The sequence below is a fragment of the Paenibacillus sp. FSL A5-0031 genome (assembly GCF_001956295.1).
Classification (GTDB): Bacteria; Bacillota; Bacilli; order Paenibacillales; family Paenibacillaceae; genus Pristimantibacillus.
In genome coordinates, this window is sequence record NZ_MRTD01000002.1 from 262,993 (window position 1) to 281,666 (window position 18,674).

The window sequence follows — 18,674 nt, forward strand, 5'->3', positions numbered from 1 at the left end:
GGCGAACACAGTCGTGTCAAAGCTCACAAATAAGTCAACTTCGTTGTCACGAGCCAAAATAAATTGGAATCATTTGAAATCAAGCTTGCTTCTGAAATACGCCTTGTCGTACATACTTATCTTCCTAATCCCTTTGACCGGAGTTACCATATTCGTTTATGAAAACGCAGTCACTGGTCTTCGCTCGGAGATAGAGCAGTCCAATGTGAATCAATTGAATCAAGTGAAAATGACGATTGATGACCGGATGAGAGAGCTTCAGGAAATCGCCAGCAAAATAGCCTACGACGAGCAATTAACGCCTTATATGGTTCGTGATCCCTATTTTGGCTGGGAAGCTATTCGTCAACTTTCTACCTACAAAGCCAACAGCAGCATTTTGGAAGATTTATTCCTATATTTCCATGATGATTCTACTATTTACTCATCTCGCGGTCTTACCAATGTAGATGTTCTATTCAGCCAAACCTATCAGTTTAATCAAGTGAGTAAAGAGGATTTGCTTCATGACCTAAATGAAGCCAAAGGTCCGATTATGCGTCCTGCTGAGCAGGTCAACGTTAACTATCGCAAGGAATCTATGCTTACACTGCTCGTTCCGATTATGCCAAATGATCCTTTTCCTTATGGAACCGTTGTCTATTTGATGGAAGAGTCCAAGCTGACCGGAGTCATGGATTCCATCCTCAACAACTTTTCCGGCAGCAGCTACATCTTTGATCAGGACGGCAAAATGCTGACGGCCAATAATCATGGAGCAAGCATGCCGCAGGGTGACTTAGCTATCCTCTCTGCTTTGCAGCCAGGCATTCACAGCCTGACACTGAACGGCGAGAAGCAGTCTGTTGTTGCTGTCCTATCGCAAGAGAATGGATGGACTTACGTCGCCGCAATGCCGAGCCATCAATTTTTCAGCCGTGTCGTTCACATTCAGACTCTGATTCTGCTAGTATTCAGTATCGTCGTACTGACGGGCATTGCCGCAGCTATGTTATTGGCCAAGCGTCAATACCATCCCATTAAAGATTTAATGGAGTTCGCCAAACAAAAGAGCAAAAGCACTGCATTAGATTCAGCAAAAATCAGCAATGAATGGGATTGGATCAAGCAGACCATTCATGATTATAATGCTCGAATAGATATACAGGTGCCTTATGTTCGCAATCAATGCTTACTTCTTCTACTCAAGCATGGCAAGCCTGACGACCCAGAGATCGAGCAGCTAGTCTTGGATGCAGGGCTTGAGCTTCCGCAGGGGCAAGGATATTATTTCTCTGTTATTTTGGCTTGGAATGCTTCCAATACGGGCGAAAATTCCCGTCAGGAACGCCAGCAGATGCAGGAAATGCTCCATGAATTGGAGCTGCCGGATCTTCATTCGCGAGTTTATGGGATCGAGTTCTCCCCAGCAGAGCAATTTGCGTTCATGGTTAGCCTTGTACCAGCAGAGTCCGTACCTTTGCAGGAGCAGATTGAACAAATCGTTGAGTCCATAAAGCTCATGATTATGGAAAACTCGCAGCTGCTGCCATCACTAGGGGTTGGTACGCCATACGAGAATCTGGCAGAGCTTAATCAATCCTTTATCGAAGCGGCTACCGCGCTGGAATTCCGATTGGCAGGCGGTAATGGCCATGTCACTTACTTTGAACACTTGGCAGAGCTCAGCTCGCCTGATACAGAGACCTTCTGGATCTCCAAAAAATCGCTGCTCAAGCTAGAGCAAAGCTTAAAGCAAGGAAACGCAATCGTAGCCAGACAAATGATTAGCAGCATCATACTTGATATGAAAAACGAGTCATTATCGGTATCCTTACTGCGCTGCTTTTGCTATGACCTGCTAAACGCCTTGCTGCGGGCAGCCTCTGAAATGGGCATGCACAGCGTTATTCAGCATATTTCTGCCTTGGCAACCTTCGATACACTCGAAGAAACCGAACAAAAGCTAAACAGGCTTGCCGAACAAATTTGCGACCAGGTGGAACGAAATACCGAGACCGAGCAGCATTCTTTAATGGACGATATCGTAGCGTACGTGGATCAGCAATATGCGGATTACACGCTCAGTCTGGAGCATATCGCCTTGAAATACGCAATCTCAACTTCCTATTTGAGCCGCAGCTTCAAAGAAAAAACAGGCCTCAACTTTTCACAATATATTTCGCGCTGCCGTATGGATGAGGTCATGCGCCTGCTGCTGAGCACCGATGCTCCACTTAAAGACATTATTGAGCAAGTCGGATACTTGGATACACCGAACTTTATTCGTAAATTTAAGAAAGAAACAGGCCTTACCCCAGGGCAATACCGTAAGCTTAATGCTCCCGAAGTCCACCATGTGGAGTAAAGCCCATCATTGTCATCATGCTCATAATCAAAGCCAACTCTTAAGCACCGTTCCCGGTGCAAGAGTTGGCTTATTTACTTGGATGTTAGCTCGTTTTCCAGCGGTCGTATGCCGTCTGATAAATCGCCGCCATCCGTTCTCCACCCATTTTCTTGATCGTGCCAACGTATTTATCCCAACCGCTAATCGAATCTTGACCTGTAATAAACTTAGCTTCCATTTGCATAACATAAGTGCTCAGGTCAGAGCGAAGTTTTGTAACCTCAGCCGACTCTTCTGCAGTTAAGAACAAAGCTGGAAACGGAACTCTTGCACCGCGATCCAACAGCTTTTCCTTATTTTCCTTGGCTACCCACTCATCGAACTCTGTTTTCAAGCCCTTTGTAAGGTCATCGCTAATTACCATAGGCGCGGCAATACCATAGTTAGGCGTAAGTGTTGAGCGGTATTCCTCCCGATCGCCGCCGCCTGGAACAGGCAGCCATTCCTTCGTCATTGAAGCTTTGTCTGTGTATTTCCAGAGCGTACCTTCAGGTCCTTTGTCAAACAGCATTGCTCCATCATAGGAGTACAAATAATCGACCCAACGCATCGATGCTTCCGGCGCTTTGTTGCTGCTCGTAATTGCGAAGGCGCCTGTTGAATAACCTCTATTTTTTGCAATTGCAGGAGCTGCTACCATATCGCTCTTCACAGGGCTGAACAGCACATCTTCTGTGTCCGGCTCGCCGCCGAGTGTAAAGTATGCATGCCACTCCGAGAACAATCCGACTTGATTGTTTTTAGCTTTTGCTTTCTTCTGATCATCCGTTTGAGAGAAGGACTCATGATCGAGCAGTTCCTCACTCCAAAGACGATTCATGTATTCCAGGTACGCCTTGTAAGGCTCTTCCATAGGCGTATAATGAACAACATCCTTGTCATCTACATAAATTTCTTCCTCATATGCGCCAAAAGCTCCTAGAATCCACGTCCGCAAATCTCTCATCTTCGAGGAGGAAGCGAGTGGAATTTCGTCTTTTTGGCCATTGCCGTTCGGATCCTCTTCTTTGACCCGCTTCAAATAAGTGTACAATTCCTCCGTTGTTTCAGGAATTTTCTTAATATCAAGCGCTTTCAGAAAGTCGCCGTTATACCAAAGCGGATTGCGGTACCATGGCTGGTTTAAATCAAATCTTGGCAAGGAGTAGATATGCCCGTCCGGTGCTGTGATGGATTTGCGAATATCCGGGTAAGCCTCAAGCAGCTTCTTCACATTCGGTGCATATTCGTCAATAAGGTCTTCCAGTGGAATAAGAATGCCTTGTCCACCATAATTAAGCTCTTCAGCCTGAGTTAGCTTTGCGCCAAACAATACATTAGGATAATCGCCGCTTGCAAAAACTAGATTTTTTTTCGTATCAAAGCTGTCTCTAGGCGCATTCAAATACTCAAATTTAATGCCCGTCAATTTCTCCATTTCGTCCATTACCGGCATGTCATTCCAGTTCTGAATACCGATGTCCGGCGCCATTAGCGTTAAGGTAAGTTTCTCGTTAACGATTGGAAAACCTTCCTTATTCACGTTTGCAGCTGCTCCTGCTCCCGCTCCAGTCGTATTTCCTTTTTCCTTGTCGCCGTTAGAGCCGCAGCCTGCAAGCAATGTAACCGTCATCACACCTGCAAGCAGCAAGGACGCTGCTTTTCTTGATTTGTACATTCTTAAATCCTCCCTTTTTTTCCTCTATTCTATTTAAATGATGCTATATAATAAGCGAAGGAATGATTTCCTTCGTCCATTATCTCACAAAGTCCTTCGGAAAAGCTCCGAACAAGGCAACTAACCCTTTACAGAGCCAATCATGACGCCTTGTACGAAGTAACGCTGCAAAAACGGATAAACGGCAATGATCGGAAGCGTCGATACGATAATGACCGCATATTTGACCAAAGAAGCCGCATCTGCCTTGGAATTCATCGCCATCGCTACTTCACCGCTAACCGCGGCACCCGTAGTCTCTGCTGTCATTTCCTGCAGCACAAGAATTTGACGCAAAATCATTTGAAGCGGATATTTCGCCTCGTCATTCAAATAAATCAATGCAGAAAAATAACTATTCCAATGCCCTACTCCATAGAAGAGAGCCATAACGGCAATAATCGGTGAGGATAGCGGTAAAATAATACGGACAAATAGCTTCAAGTTCGTACAGCCATCCATATGCGCAGCCTCTTGCAGCTCCTTCGGAATCGTAGACTGGAAAAAGGTTCTCGCCACGATGATATTCCATACTGAGGCTGCGACTGGCAAAATAAGCGCACCCATGCTGTTAATGAGGCCTAGGTTTTTAATTAACAAGTAGCTTGGCACAAGGCCTCCGCTGAAGAACATCGTAACTAGAATGATGCCCATGAACAGTTTGCGCCCGATGAAATCGGTTCTGCTCAGCGCATACGCGGCAGGCAGGGTAACGACTAGATTGAGCAGCGTACCCACGACCGTGTAAATGATCGTATTGAGATAACCGTTCCAAACCTTCGCGTTATCGAATACCAGCTTGTACCCTTCCCATGTAATCCCCTTCGGAAACAGCCACATTTCGCCTGAATTGACGTATTTCGGATCACTTATCGAAGCGCTGACCATATAGAGCACCGGGTACAACACAACGATTAACGCTAGTAGCAAATAAATATAGTTCAAAATGAGAAACAGCTTATCGCCCTTTGATTCTTTTACTGCTGTAACCATACGTTTCTGCTCCTCCTTCCTACCAAAGACTGGTTTCGCTTGTGCGTTTCGCAATTTTGTTGACCATAATAAGCAATAGCGCATTCACGACTGAATTGAATAAGCCCACGGCCGTAGAGAAGCTATATTGTGCATCTACTAGCCCGGTTCGGTAAACAAATGTAGAAATGACATCCGATGATCCCATATTTAATGGATTTTGCAGCAGCAAAATTTTCTCGAAGCCAACGCCCAAAATATTGCCCATGTTCAAAATCAATAAAATGGTGATGGTCGGTACAATCGTCGGCAAGTTGATGTGCAGCACTCGTTTGAATCGGCTTGCGCCATCGACGATAGCAGCCTCATGAAGCTGAGGGTCTACGCCAGACAATGCTGCAAGATAAATAATTGTCCCCCACCCCGCGCTTTGCCACACGCCTGATAAGACGTACACCGTCTTAAACCATTTTGGATCCGTAAGATAAGCAGCCGGCTCCAAGCCAACCAGCTCGATGAGCCTCACAAGCATTCCCGATGATGGCGACAAGAAAGTGATAATCATCCCGGCCATAACAACGACAGAAATAAAATGCGGTGCATAAGTAACCGTTTGCACAGTTTTCTTAAAGTAGCCGTTCTTAATTTCGTTAAATGCTAACGCTAGAATAATGGGCAGCGGAAAACCGATGGCCAGTTCATATAAGCTAATGCTGAACGTATTCCACAATAAGTCCCAAAAATAATAGGAGTTAAAAAATCTCTCAAAATGCTCGAAGCCTACCCACGGACTTCCCATAATGCCTTTTGTCGGAATGAAGTTCTTGAAAGCAATCTGGATACCGTACATCGGACCATAATGGAAGATAAGAAAGTACAGCATGACAGGAGTCATAAATAAGTAGAGCTCCCAGTTTTGCAGCATCTTTTTTGCGAGCGACTTGTTTCCGCTTGTCTTCTTGTTTAATGGAACAGCTTGCAATTCGTTTCCTTCCATCTCTCTCGAATCCTCCTCTCTCTATGTTGTTATTCGCAGCTTCACTCTACCGGCAACCGGCATTGTAATTGACTAGCGCTTACATTCCAAATTGTAGTCATTTTCACCATCAACGGTAAATATGTATGATCTGCATTGTCATTCGAAAACGCCGTAACCATAGGGTTTTACAGGCTTTTCGCAATGACAGTTGTCCTATTTTCGCTCATCAGAACGCTCTTAATGTGTTAGATATGCTGTCCGAAAATGGGGTGCAAGTGATACATATTGTGCTTTGCGGATAAATGTGTGAACCTTTCTTACGAATGCCTGTTTCTGAACAGCCGTTATCAATTATCTCTTATGAACACGCATACAATTCCAATCCAATTCAGGAGGCTTTTGACCGTGACAAACAAAACCGCCCATCTTATTTCACACACGCACTGGGACCGCGAATGGTACATGCCTTACGAATACCACCATACGCTGCTCGCAGAGCTAATGAACGATTTGCTTCGCATCTTGGAAGAGGATGACAGCTTCCGCAGCTTTCATCTGGACGGACAGACGATCATTATTGAAGACTATCTACAGATTCATCCTGAGAAAAGAGAAGTGCTCGAGAAATACATTCGAGAAGGCCGAATTATTATCGGTCCATGGTATGTGCTGCAGGATGAATTTCTGACAAGCTCCGAGGCGAATGTCCGCAACTTGTTGATTGGGCATCAAGACGCTGCTTATTATGGCGTTATTTCAAAGCTTGGATATTTCCCCGATTCCTTCGGAAATATGGGGCAGGCTCCACAAATGCTGAAGCAAGCAGATATGGATACCGCTGTGTTTGGACGGGGCGTTAAGCCGACCGGCTTCGATAATATGGTCGGTGAAACGACCGGCTCCAGCTATGAATCTCCCTATTCAGAAATGCACTGGACCTCTCCTGACGGTTCGTCCGTGCTCGGACTGCTATTTGCTAACTGGTACAACAACGGGATGGAAGTGCCGACTGATCCAGAAGAAGCGAAAGCCTATTGGACCAAACGGCTTGGCGATGCCAGCAAATACGCTTCTACGCCAGAGCTTCTTTTCATGAACGGTTGTGATCATCAACCTGTTCAAACCAACTTATCCGAGGGTATTCGCACGGCAAGCGAGCTTTTCCCGGACGTTACCTTTGTTCATTCCAGCTTTGAGCAATATATCGAGGCATTGAAGGGGCAGCTGCCTTCTCATTTGACGACGGTCGAGGGCGAGCTGCGCAGCCAGCATACAGACGGGTGGAGCACGCTCGTCAATACGGCTTCCGCTCGGGTTTATTTGAAGCAGCTCAATCAGCGGGGACAAACCTTGCTGGAGAAAGGCGCTGAGCCTCTAGCTGCACTTGCACATCTCGTCGGCGGCCAAAGCTATCCGCATCAGCTATTGACCTATGCTTGGAAGACGCTTATGCAAAATCATCCCCATGACAGTATTTGCGGCTGCAGCGTAGACGAAGTGCATCAGGAAATGGTGACGCGATTCGATAAGAGCCGCCATACGGCCGAATCCATTATAGCGGAGAGCCTGAGTGCAATTGCGGGACAGATCGATACGAGCGGGGTTAAAGCATGGGGTGAATCCAGCGTGCCTGTTACTATTTTTAACATGACGGGTTGGGAGCGCAGCGGCACAGTAAGCGCGGAGCTCATCGTTGCCAAAGCTTATTTTAAGGAAGGGCCTAACCCTGCTGCCATTGCTGAACGGCTTGAGAAGCTTCCGCTTCATTTGGAGAATGGGGCTCTGCTGGATGACGAGGGTTATGCGATTGCTGCCAAAGTGGAGGATTTAGGCGTTCATTTCGGTTATGAGCTGCCGAAGGATAAATTCCGCCAGCCTTATATGGCTCGCAAAATAAAGTTAACGTTTGAAGCAAGCCGGGTTCCGGCACTTGGCTTCAAAACATATGCTTGGCATGAATCCGCTGCAGCCCCGGCTTTAGCGCCTAACACATCACTAATCGCCAGCCCAAGCGGCATGGAAAATCAATATATTGCTGTAAGCTTTGAAGCAGACGGCTCATATCATTTAACGGATAAAGTAACCGGGAAGACATTCCAAGGACTTGGCATTTACGAGGATTGCGGCGACATTGGCAATGAATATGTATTCCGGCAGCCTGAGGGAGAACAGCCTCTTACAACCAAGGGTATTCCGGCAACTATAACCCTTGTTGAGAATGAAACCTATCGGGCCACATACGAGATTGTACATGAATGGGCAATTCCAGCCAGAGCTGATGATACATTCACATCTGAAAAACGAAAAATGGTCCGTTTCCGTGATCGGCAGGCCCAACGAGTTGAGCATATGGTGCCGATGCGCATCGTCACTCGCGTTAGCCTAGAGCAATCCGGCAGAGGGCTGCAGCTGGAGGCATCCTTCAATAATCAGGCCAAGGATCATCGCCTTCGCGTATTGTTCCCTACTGGGCTGAAGTCGGACAAGCATTTGGCTGACTCGATCTTCGAGGTCGCTTCCCGTGATACGACGCCAGCGGAGGAGTGGATAAATCCAAGCAATGCCCAGCATCAACATGCATTTGTTAGTGTGTCGGACGGCGAACACGGCTTAAGCGTCGCTAATAAAGGCCTTAACGAATACGAAGTGCTACGCGATGGATCGAATACCATAGCGGTTACGCTTCTCCGTTCTGTTTCTGAGCTGGGAGATTGGGGAGTATTCCCGACACCAGAGGCGCAGTGCCTTGGCGAGCATACCGTAGAGTTCTCCCTATTCCCGCACGCCGGCGATGCTATTTCTTCGGAGGCATTTGTGAAAGCTTACCAATTCCAAGCGCCTTGGTTCCACCTGCAAACCGGAAATCAACAAGGCTCGCTCCCGGCAACCTATGAGCCACTGAAGTGGGAAGGCAAAGGGTTCGCTTTGTCCGCCTTTAAAGTGTCGCAGCAAAGCGGCGATGTCATTATTCGTTGGTACAACCTTGCGGGCGAGCCGCAGGAGCTGGCGTTTGAAGCTAATTTTGGCGTAGAGCATATTTATCAAAGCGATATTTTGGAACGCCGTCAAGAGGCCGCGAGCATTCAGAACAGCGATGTACGCCAAACCATTGGAAAAGCAAAAATTATAACCTACTCTCTACAATCAGGAGGCAAACCTTATGAAATTACCAGATTCCATTATTAACGTATTGGCTGAGGCAGACCAGCGCCTTGCGCATCGTCCCAAGCTGCAAAAGCTGTTCAAAAATTGTTTTCCAAATACGCTGGAGACAACGATCAAGCTGCTGGACGATGGCACAACCTTTGTCATTACAGGAGATATTCCGGCGATGTGGCTGCGTGATTCTACGGAGCAGGTTCGTCATTACATCCCTTATGCCAAGGAGGATGCTGAACTGCAGCGTATTATTAGCGGCGTAATTCGCCGTCAGATGTTCTACATTAATATAGATCCTTATACGAACGCATTTAATGAGACGGCAAGCGGCAAACATTATAATGCAGGTGACCAATCGGATATGACAGCTTGGATGTGGGAGCGCAAATATGAGCTGGATTCCTTGTGCTTCCCTACTCAGCTCGCCTATATGTACTGGCAGGAAACAGGCAAAAGCGATATTTTCGACGATGCCTGCTATCAAGCCTTAAACTCGATCGTCAATGTAATCAAAACAGAGCAGCGGCATGAAGAAAAGTCCCCTTACCGCTTCGTGCGTCCAGGCTTTAAAGAAACCGAAACGCTGCAAAATGACGGGTTAGGACTGCCGGTCAACTACACAGGCATGTCTTGGTCGGGCTTCCGTCCAAGCGATGATGCTTGCCTGTTCGGCTACAACATTCCTTCCAACATGTTTGCCGTCGTTATTTTGGGCTATATTCGGGATATTGCGGATCAAGTGTATGGCGACAAAGAATTGGCTGCAAGAGCAGAGAAGCTGCGGCAGGAGATCGACTTCGGCATTAGAGCGTACGGCATCGTCAATCATCCGGTATTCGGCAAAATTTATGCTTATGAAACGGACGGGTATGGAAACTACTGTCTTATGGATGATGCGGGTACACCTGGACTGCTGTCTATTCCTTATTTCGGCTATGCGCCTGTGGACGATCCCATTTATCAAAACACACGTAGGTTTGCGCTGAGCCATGAAAATCCGTTTTACTTTGAAGGCAAATTCGCCAAAGGCATAGGCAGCCCTCATACGCCTGCCGGGCATGTATGGCATATGGCTTTGTCGATGCAAGCGCTGACTGCTGATAATAATGAAGAAATAAAAGAGCTGATCGATATGCTCGTGAATACGGATGCTGATACAGGCTTTATGCACGAGGGCTTCCATAAGGATGATCCTTCCGTATTCTCGCGAGAATGGTTCGCTTGGTCCAACAGCCTGTTCGCCATGTTGATTTGCGAGGCGATGGATAGAGAAATCGTATAATCTCGTATACGGGTAAGTTCTCACACAAATAAGAGGCAGCCCCTTAGGTCAATAACCTAAGGAGCTGCCTCTTCTATTATAGAAGATACGGGAGCATCATAATCCTCTGCTTGCTCAAATTATTATTTTTTCACGATATCCTGTACCGCTTTGTCGAATTTCTCAAGCAATTGATCGCTGGTAATTTGCTTGCCGAGATATTCTTGCATTGCTGCACCCCATTGCTGTGTAATGCCGTCTGGGAAACGATCCCAGTTCCAGCTTTTCACTTGCTCTGGACTCGCATTCGCGAAGGTTGCGAAATCGCCGCCGATTTTGCCTACCGCTTCTGGGTTTGGCTCGATGGAGGACAATGCCGGTACAAATTTGAAATCGGTTGAAATGAATTTTTTGCCTGTTTCCGAAGTAACCATCCAATTCAGGAATGCTTTCGCTTCTTCGACTTGATCGGATTTGCTGTTGACGATCCAGTTGTTCGGTACGCCGGTAAATACGTTAGGCTTGCCTTGAAGAGGGACAGCCATCATGCCAAGGTTAAGCGCGGGATCAATTTCATCAATCATGCCTTGAATCCAGTTGCCGTGCTGAATCATGGCATATTTGCCTGCTGCAAACTCCGCTACCTGCGTATTGTAATCCGTTGTCAGCGCATTGTCTTGACCATTCGCGAACATAATGTCCACTAGGCGAATCCACTGCTTCATGATCGGATCATCTTTCAGCTTCACTTTGCCCGCTTTCACATCTTCGATAAATGCCGCTGGATCAGCTTGGTTAGCGAATGCGATATTTAGCGTATGAATGCCCATCGACCACCACTCCGAAGTAAGCGCGAATGGAATGATGCCAGCATCCTTCAGCTTTTTAGCTGCTGCTTCTAGATCCTCGAGCGTTTGCGGCAGGTCGGTGATGCCTGCTTTTGCAAATAGATCCTTATTGTAGGTGAAGCCATAAGCTTCAAGGTTCATCGGCATGCCAAGCAGCTTGCCGTCACGCGTAATTTGTGCTTTTGATGCTTCAACCAAATCCTTCGCCCAAGCCTCGCCAGTCAAGTCCGTCGCACGGTCCACGTAAGGATCGAAGCCCGCCCAGCCGCTTGAGTTGAAAATTTCCGGCTCCTCGCCGGCAGCCAGCTCTGCTTTCAGCAATGCGCTGTAGTCTTCCCCGCCGCCGTGTGTCTCGATTTCCACTTTTACGCCGGTTTCCTTCTCGTATTCAGCAGCCATTTTGGCAAGTGCGTCAGCTATCTCTACCTTGAATTGAAACACTTTAATGGTAACGTCCTTCTTCGGCGCTGCCGTCGCTTCTGTTCCACCGTTTTTTTCAGTTTCTTTTGGTGCATTTGTTGCTTTCCCGCCGTTACCGTTGTTGCTTCCACAGCCGCTTGCCAGAACGATGAGCATAATAGCAGCTAGCATAAGTAAGGAAACTTTTTTCATCTTATGACCTCCCGCAAATTTTATATATCATTTCGTTTTTGTATCGCTTACATCGTCATTATAATTGTGCAACAACGTGGCACAACACCGAATATATTGTACTTCTAGGTGTAAAATGTTGATAACTTCCATAATTAAACTTTTTATCGTTAACCTTTAACTGAACCGGCTGTAATTCCTTCAATAATGTGCTTTTGCAAAAATAAAAAAAACAAAATAATTGGAATCGTACTAAGCGTGAGTGCAGCCATTGCGAGATCCCACTTGCGCAAATATTGGCCAAAAAACTTTTGCACGGCGAGCGGAATCGTAGTCAGCTTATCATTTATAACGAGCACTGGCAGCAAATAATCATTCCAAATCCACAGCACGTTCAAAATAATGACCGTTACCGTGATTGGCTTCAGCAGCGGAAACACGATACGCCAGAATACGCCATAAGGTGAGCAGCCATCCACAACCGCCGCTTCCTCTACCTCTAGCGGAACAGATTTAATGAACCCATGATACAGAAACATCGATAAGGAAATGCCGAAGCCCATATAACATATAACGATACCATACAAATGACCGCGCAATTCGAACATCGACGTAATGCGCATCAGCGGCAGCATAACCGATTGGAACGGAATGATCATGGCAGCAATAAGTACCGTCAGCAATATTTTATTAAAGGTCGTCGGACGCCTAACTAAGCGATAAGCCATCATGGAACTGACGATGACAAGCATAAGGACGCTAATCGAAGTCACCATAAACGAATTCAGAAACACCGTCGGAAAATCGATAGCAACCCATGCGCGCTTGAAGTTGTCCAGCCCCAGCTTCTCCGGCAGCGAAGCGGCGTTGAGCAAAATAAATTTGAGCTCCTTAAACGAGTTGATGATCAAAAAGTAGAACGGTGCCAAGAAAATGAGCGCAGCCGCGATACCTATAATTTCGAGCAATAAAATGAGAGGTGTATAGCGCTGTTTGTTTTCCATTACGCCTCCACCTCCTTCTTCTTCGTGAACCATACCTGCGTGACCGTAATTAAAGCTACGCCGAAGAAGAAAATCATCGCTTTCGCTGTTCCAAGTCCATAACGGTTGTTAACTAGCCCCTCGCGGTAAACGTTTAGCGCGATCGACTCCGTTGCATTGCCAGGACCGCCAGCGGTGAGCGACAGGTTCAAATCGAACATTTTGAACGAGTTTGATGTCGTAAGAAACAAGCAGATCGTAATGGCTGGCATAATAAGCGGCACGGTGACTGAACGCAGCATTTGCCAAGCTCCTGCCCCGTCGATTTTGGCGGCCTCGATTAAATCCTTCGGCACACTGATCATAGCTGCGATATAAATAATCATCATATACCCTGCCGTCTGCCATACGAATACGATAACGATGCCCCAAAAGGCAGTATTCGGAGTACCTAGCCACTGAAGGTTAAAAAATCCGAAGCCCGTCGCTTCGCCGATAGCCCGAAAGCCTCTTACGAATATAAAATACCAGATGTAGCCGAGCAGCAGTCCCCCGATTACGTTAGGCAGAAAAAATACGGTTCGCAAAATGTTGCGGCTCTTCAGGTTTCGCGTAAGCAGCAGAGATAACAGAAATGCCAGCAGATTGGTGACGATAACCGCGGCAGCCGTAAACTTAGTCGTAAACCAGAATGCATTCCAAAAACGCTCATCGTCAGAGAAAATCTTAACGATATTTTTCATTCCTACCCATTTGGCGTTGCCGAGGTCCATCCCGTTCCATTCCGTAAAGGTGTAGTAAAAACCCATCACGAATGGCGCAAGCACAATCAATATAAAGGCAATGAGTCCCGGTCCAACAAATACCGTTTGCTGTATCCATTCGTTCCACTTGATTTTTTTGGACATCATTCTCGTCCCCTTTCTCTTCCCTATGTGTCAATGTATCTGTTGATATTCACAGTATAAAACCGAGTCCCCCATCAAACCACAGAGGATGATGATAAGGTAGGTGGACTATATTGACCATCCGCAGCAGGATCGGTTACTGTGTTTATGCAAGAGTGACTTAGACAGAAAGCGGGCGATTGTGATCATGAATACGATTAAGCCATTTAACACGATTCGCAAAAAGCTCATGCTTTTGCTGCTCGCAGCTACGATTTTGCCGATTGCAACCTCGATGATCATCTCTTATAATGCGACAACCAAATCGATTACAGAGGATGCGATTGCTCGCAACAATCGACTGCTGTCGCTCGGGAAAACCAACATTATGAACTACATGAACAACATCAATCAGAAGTCGCTCGCTGTCTACAACGCGATGAACGTTCCGCGCTCCTTGTATTATATTTTGGAGCACAGCATGGAGGATGAGGTATTCCCGAACGATATTACCGACGTCATCCGCAATCGCAACCTGCTGAAGGATCATTTGTACAACATGTATCAAAGCGTCAGCGAATTTCATAAAGTAAGGCTTTATGCGGTCAACCAAAACGCAACGTATTTACTATGGAATGACGACATTAAGGTTGGGCGAAATAATGTTCCCATTCCACAAACCTTTAAGAAAGCTTATATAGAGCCTACGCATATGAGCCATAATTACGGACTCGTTGATCTCAAATCTTCGGCAAGCGAGGAGATGGTATTTACGCTCCATCGTCCGATCTTCCTCGCTCCAAGTGATGAGCTGCTTGCTGAATTGTCTATCGATGTGAGATTGAATGTATTAGAGGATTTAAATCGCCAGCTCTATGACGGCGGTGAGGAAAGCTTTTATATTGCGGATTCGAATGGTCAAATCGTGCTTTCTTCGGATAAAAACGAAATCGGTACGTCAGCTAAACAGAGCTGGCTGGGGACGATTCTCAGCTCCGGGCAGGACAGCGGACATTTTGACTGGAAAGAGGAATCGTTCAAGGGCATGATTTTTTATGATCGGATTAAGACGCCTTACATGGACTGGTATTTAATCAAACAGACGCCCTACAAGCATCTCTTCAGCGCTGCCGATCGGATTGCCCGCATTAATACGGCAGTCGGAATCGCTTTTCTAGCCATTGTCGTATTAGCCACTTTGTTCATTTCAATTCGGTTTACGAAGCCGCTGCTTCGCTTAATCGGTTATGTGAACAAGATTGAGACGGGCAATTTGAATGTAGCGATCGACATACACAGCAATGATGAAATCGGCCTGCTCGCAAGGCGGTTCCGCTCGATGATGCAGACTATCAACAATCTCATTTTGACCGAATATCGGCTTGAGATTGCCAATAAAACCAATGAGTTGAAAGCGCTGCAAGCTCAGGTAAATCCGCACTTTCTCTATAATGCACTGCAATCGATCGGTACCGTTTCACTGCAGCACGGCGACACCAAAGCGTATTCACTCATTACGTCTCTTGGGAAAATGATGCGCTATCACATGAACGCCATGGACTCGGTCGTGGAGCTGCGCCGGGAGCTCGATTATGTTCAGGCCTATCTTGATTTGCAGAAACAGCGTTTTGACACAGCTCTCCATGTGCAGCTGCTAATTGATGAGCAGACAAGGCAAATACTCGTTCCAAAAATGATTTTGCAGCCGCTGCTCGAAAACTTTTTTAAGCATGGGTTTGTGCAATCATCGGAGGAGCCTTCGGAGCTTCTGATTACCAGCGTTTTGGATAAACAAGGGGAATGGCTTTCGATTACGGTTCAAGATAATGGCTGCGGCGTGTCCGAGGATCGGCTTCAAGAGGTGCGGCTTCAACTGGAGAAAATGCCTCCCATCGGAACCGGGCAGCCGAATGATCAAGAAGAGGGCGGAATTGGCCTGCCTAACGTGCTTTCGCGTCTGCGCCTGCATTTTAACAAAACGGCTGCTATGGAGCTGCGTCACGTGAAGCCGCATGGCTTTTCCGTTACGATTCATATTCCGCTGGCGAAGGAGAATGAACGATGAAGGCATTAATCATTGACGATGAGAAGCATGTGAGGGAAGCGATACGGCTGCTCGTCCCTTGGGATGATTACGGCATCGATACACTGCTTGAGGCACAAGACGGTATCGCCGCTACTGCTTTAATTCGCACGGAACGGCCAGAAATTATTTTCACCGATATGATGATGCCAAATATGAATGGCACGGAGCTGCTGCAATGGGCAGCTGAGCATGCGCCTGCCAGCAAAATCATCGTCATTAGCGGCCATGACGACTTTAGCCTCGTTCGCCATGCGGTCAAATACGGCGGAATCGATTATATTTTGAAGCCCATTGATGCGGAGCAGCTCGTTAGTGCATTAGCGAAAGCGGTGAGCTGCTATACCGCGGAGGAGCAGGAGCGATGCCGCAAGACGAGGATGAATATCGAGCTTAATCAGCTTAAGCCGATGTACTTGGAGCAATATTTTTCGGCAATGATCAACGAACCTGGCTCCTACTCGAGCTTTGCAGATACGCTCAGACTGGAGTTAGGAATTACGAAACCTATACCTCGTGCACGTATTGCACTGGTCAAGCTTGAGCTTGCTTCTCCGTTCATTAGAGAGAAATTTGCCTCAGGACTCGATTTGCTGCTGTTCTCTTTGACGAATATATGCAATGAATTTCTAAAGGAAAAAAAAATCGGCTTCGCGCTTCGCCACCGCGGACAGGAGCAAGAGCTATTGCTGCTGTTTTGGGGAGATGGAGAGCTGGCGCCTGCGTTAATCAAGGAAATGAACGATGCGATATTTGTGATATTGAAGACGCGGTTTCATTTTGGACTCGGGCATGCTGCAGCCTTTCCTTCATCAGCAGCCTCCGCTTATCAACAAGCGAAGCATGCGCTTTTGCGCCGGAATTTGCTCGTTAACGATTCGTATTGCCATACTTTTGAGGCAGCAGTTCATCAGCACAAAAACACACTTCTGCTCTTTAGCGAGCATGAAGAAAAAATAAAATTTGCTGTGCAAAGCGGCAACAAAGAACAAATCCGCCGCGCTTTAAAGCCTTGGTTCGATTCCCTTGATCAAGCAGGCTTCATCTCGCAAGAACAGCTAATGAACTGGCGTCAGCAATTCGAATTCGCCAAGTCTATATGGGAATACAAAAGCGACAAAAGCAAAACTGGAAACAAATCCGAATTAATTGAGGATCAGACACTCTTATCCTTGGATGCCAATGGTTTTTTTGATTACGAGCAGTGGAAACAGGGCGTTTTTACAGAAACGTGTGACGTTTCCTTGCGTTTGGCTGAACATGACAAGGAACGTAGTGTCATTGAGGACATCGCTGCCTATATTGAACAGCATCCTCACGAGGAAATCACGCTGCAGGATATATCCGAGCGCTTTTATTTAAGCAGAGAATACATTTCACGCAAATTCAAGCAGGAGACGAATGGCAATTTATCCGATTTTATTGCGGAGGTTCGGATCAAGCGGGCAAAGGAGCTTTTGGCGAACGGGCAGTTAAAGATCGCTCAGGTTGCAGAGCTGGTAGGCTTTCAGGATGAGAAATATTTTAGCCGCGTCTTCAAGAAACGTACGAACTGCTCTCCCAACGACTATAGGAAACACCATTACAACGGGGATAGTTAGCGGAAACCTGCTCTCGCATAAGGGATAAAGTCAGCTCCATAAATTGATTCAAAAGCAAAAAAAAGCTGAGCTTCGTTCAATTGGCGTTAACCAACCGAGCCAAACTCAGCTTCTCTTTGTCTGAGAAAGACACCTACATAATCGGTGTACCCTTCTTCAACGTCTTCATGTCACTATTGGAGTTATTGAGCGCGGGCAGCATCTTCTCGCCACTGACCATTGGTTCATGGCAGATTAAACAAGTAGGAACGTGATCAAACGCAAAGTTATCGCGCATCCAACTGTTGCACCCTTCCGTCTCGCATGTCCATACCTTCGTGTTTTCTTCCGGAATTTCTTCAAGCGGTTTTTTACGATTGTACATATGGTCAGCCCCCTTCGCGATAAAAAAGGAAAAACTGCCTCGAACTTAGAGTAAGGGGCAGTTATCATTTATAAACAGCAGTGTATTGTGAATATTTGCTTCAAACTTGCAATTGATTTTATTGTACCATATTTCGTCCAATAAAGGCAAATATCAGCCTATATTTTAGCGCCTTTTTTTTGGAGAGTGGCAGTAATGCGCAAACAGCTGCTCAATCGGTTTGAAATACAAATGCCCATCCTCCCAAGGTTGAAAATGAAGATCCATTCTAGAATCGCTCCAATTAACAGGAGTCCCTGTCGTACTAAGCTTCCCTGGCAATATGGGCTCCTCGACGACGGCAGGAAATTCCTGATAACCAAACAGCAAATTCTCATGCATCGCAATGATTTCATACTTCGGCCCATGGAAAGCCCGCTCCTCTTGGAGCTGATAATGAAAATAAATATAGCTTGCTGCCATTTCCGGCTTTAAGTGCGCAACTCTTCCAACACGCCGTTCAACTGTTTCTTTGCGAAGCCAATGATCATAACTGGCTGGCTCGTTAAAATGGAAGACATCAATCATCGGAATCCATTTTCGCGCAGCTGAATGTCCAGGCCAATCCTCCAAAAAAGCAGCCATCTCTGGAAGCAGCTCTTCGGGCTCGAGCACTCGTTCGATGCACTCACAGTAAATGAACACATTTCGCTCCCATTGGAAGCAGCCAACCGTCATAATCTCCCCTTGCTCTATTAGCTGCTGTATAGCATCTGACTTTTTTGCCGCTTCGATGGCCTCCATCTCGAAGCCTTCTTTCATATGCGCCCTCGCTATGACTCTAAACATGATTATTCTCGCTCCGCTCGTATGATCAATTGA

Annotated in this window: 13 protein-coding genes; 5 read left to right on the top strand and 8 right to left on the bottom strand. The window is 46.5% G+C overall.

The window, feature by feature from the left end; translation table 11 throughout:
- Positions 1-13: 13 nt before the first annotated feature.
- On the top strand, positions 14-2,347 hold the full coding sequence (locus BK120_RS04650; RefSeq protein ID WP_256710796.1) for a helix-turn-helix domain-containing protein: 2,334 nt from the start codon (positions 14-16) through the stop codon (positions 2,345-2,347).
- A gap of 85 nt (positions 2,348-2,432) precedes the next feature.
- Here the strand turns inward: BK120_RS04650 and BK120_RS04655 are convergent, their stop codons facing one another.
- The 3 genes from BK120_RS04655 to BK120_RS04665 all read right to left on the bottom strand — a co-directional run bounded on the left by BK120_RS04655 (position 2,433) and on the right by BK120_RS04665 (position 5,982).
- On the bottom strand, positions 2,433-4,046 hold the full coding sequence (locus BK120_RS04655) for an extracellular solute-binding protein (RefSeq protein ID WP_076266322.1): 1,614 nt from the start codon (positions 4,044-4,046) through the stop codon (positions 2,433-2,435).
- 120 nt (positions 4,047-4,166) lie between these two features.
- Entirely contained in the window at positions 4,167-5,078 is a 912-nt protein-coding gene (locus BK120_RS04660) for a carbohydrate ABC transporter permease (protein WP_076266323.1), read from the bottom strand.
- 19 nt (positions 5,079-5,097) lie between these two features.
- Positions 5,098-5,982 (bottom strand): ABC transporter permease, encoded by an 885-nt coding sequence (locus BK120_RS04665; protein ID WP_372238957.1) that lies wholly within the window; start codon positions 5,980-5,982, stop codon positions 5,098-5,100.
- A gap of 414 nt (positions 5,983-6,396) precedes the next feature.
- On the opposite strand from BK120_RS04665, the gene BK120_RS04670 reads away from it, so the two are divergent.
- A complete protein-coding gene (locus tag BK120_RS04670) occupies positions 6,397-9,222 on the top strand; it encodes an alpha-mannosidase (RefSeq protein ID WP_076266621.1) in 2,826 nt (941 codons plus the stop codon).
- The gene (locus BK120_RS04675) at positions 9,197-10,477 is read left to right on the top strand and encodes a glycoside hydrolase family 125 protein (protein WP_076266325.1); all 1,281 of its coding nucleotides are present in this window, start codon (positions 9,197-9,199) and stop codon (positions 10,475-10,477) included. The genes BK120_RS04670 and BK120_RS04675 overlap by 26 nt, the downstream gene beginning before the upstream one ends.
- Before the next feature lie 122 nt (positions 10,478-10,599).
- On the opposite strand, the gene BK120_RS04680 is transcribed toward BK120_RS04675, so the two are convergent.
- The 3 genes from BK120_RS04680 to BK120_RS04690 all read right to left on the bottom strand — a co-directional run bounded on the left by BK120_RS04680 (position 10,600) and on the right by BK120_RS04690 (position 13,786).
- Positions 10,600-11,916: an ABC transporter substrate-binding protein gene (locus tag BK120_RS04680; RefSeq protein ID WP_076266326.1), complete on the bottom strand. Its 1,317-nt coding sequence runs from the start codon at positions 11,914-11,916 to the stop codon at positions 10,600-10,602.
- A gap of 149 nt (positions 11,917-12,065) precedes the next feature.
- Entirely contained in the window at positions 12,066-12,899 is an 834-nt protein-coding gene (locus BK120_RS04685) for a carbohydrate ABC transporter permease (RefSeq protein ID WP_076266327.1), read from the bottom strand.
- Positions 12,899-13,786: a carbohydrate ABC transporter permease gene (locus BK120_RS04690; RefSeq protein WP_076266328.1), complete on the bottom strand. Its 888-nt coding sequence runs from the start codon at positions 13,784-13,786 to the stop codon at positions 12,899-12,901. Before BK120_RS04690 ends, BK120_RS04685 begins: the two co-directional genes overlap by 1 nt.
- A 187-nt stretch (positions 13,787-13,973) precedes the next feature.
- Between BK120_RS04690 and BK120_RS04695 the strand changes: the two genes are divergently transcribed.
- Together BK120_RS04695 and BK120_RS04700 are read left to right on the top strand one after the other, a co-directional pair.
- Positions 13,974-15,830: a sensor histidine kinase gene (locus tag BK120_RS04695; RefSeq protein WP_076266329.1), complete on the top strand. Its 1,857-nt coding sequence runs from the start codon at positions 13,974-13,976 to the stop codon at positions 15,828-15,830.
- Positions 15,827-17,449, top strand: a complete 1,623-nt coding sequence (locus BK120_RS04700) for a response regulator transcription factor (RefSeq protein WP_076266330.1) — start codon at positions 15,827-15,829, stop codon at positions 17,447-17,449. Before BK120_RS04695 ends, BK120_RS04700 begins: the two co-directional genes overlap by 4 nt.
- A gap of 133 nt (positions 17,450-17,582) precedes the next feature.
- Here the strand turns inward: BK120_RS04700 and BK120_RS04705 are convergent, their stop codons facing one another.
- Together BK120_RS04705 and BK120_RS04710 are read right to left on the bottom strand one after the other, a co-directional pair.
- Positions 17,583-17,813, bottom strand: a complete 231-nt coding sequence (locus tag BK120_RS04705; RefSeq protein WP_053373644.1) for a cold-shock protein — start codon at positions 17,811-17,813, stop codon at positions 17,583-17,585.
- Between the two features lie 165 nt (positions 17,814-17,978).
- Entirely contained in the window at positions 17,979-18,641 is a 663-nt protein-coding gene (locus BK120_RS04710) for a hypothetical protein (protein WP_076266331.1), read from the bottom strand.
- Between the last annotated feature and the right edge of the window lie 33 nt (positions 18,642-18,674).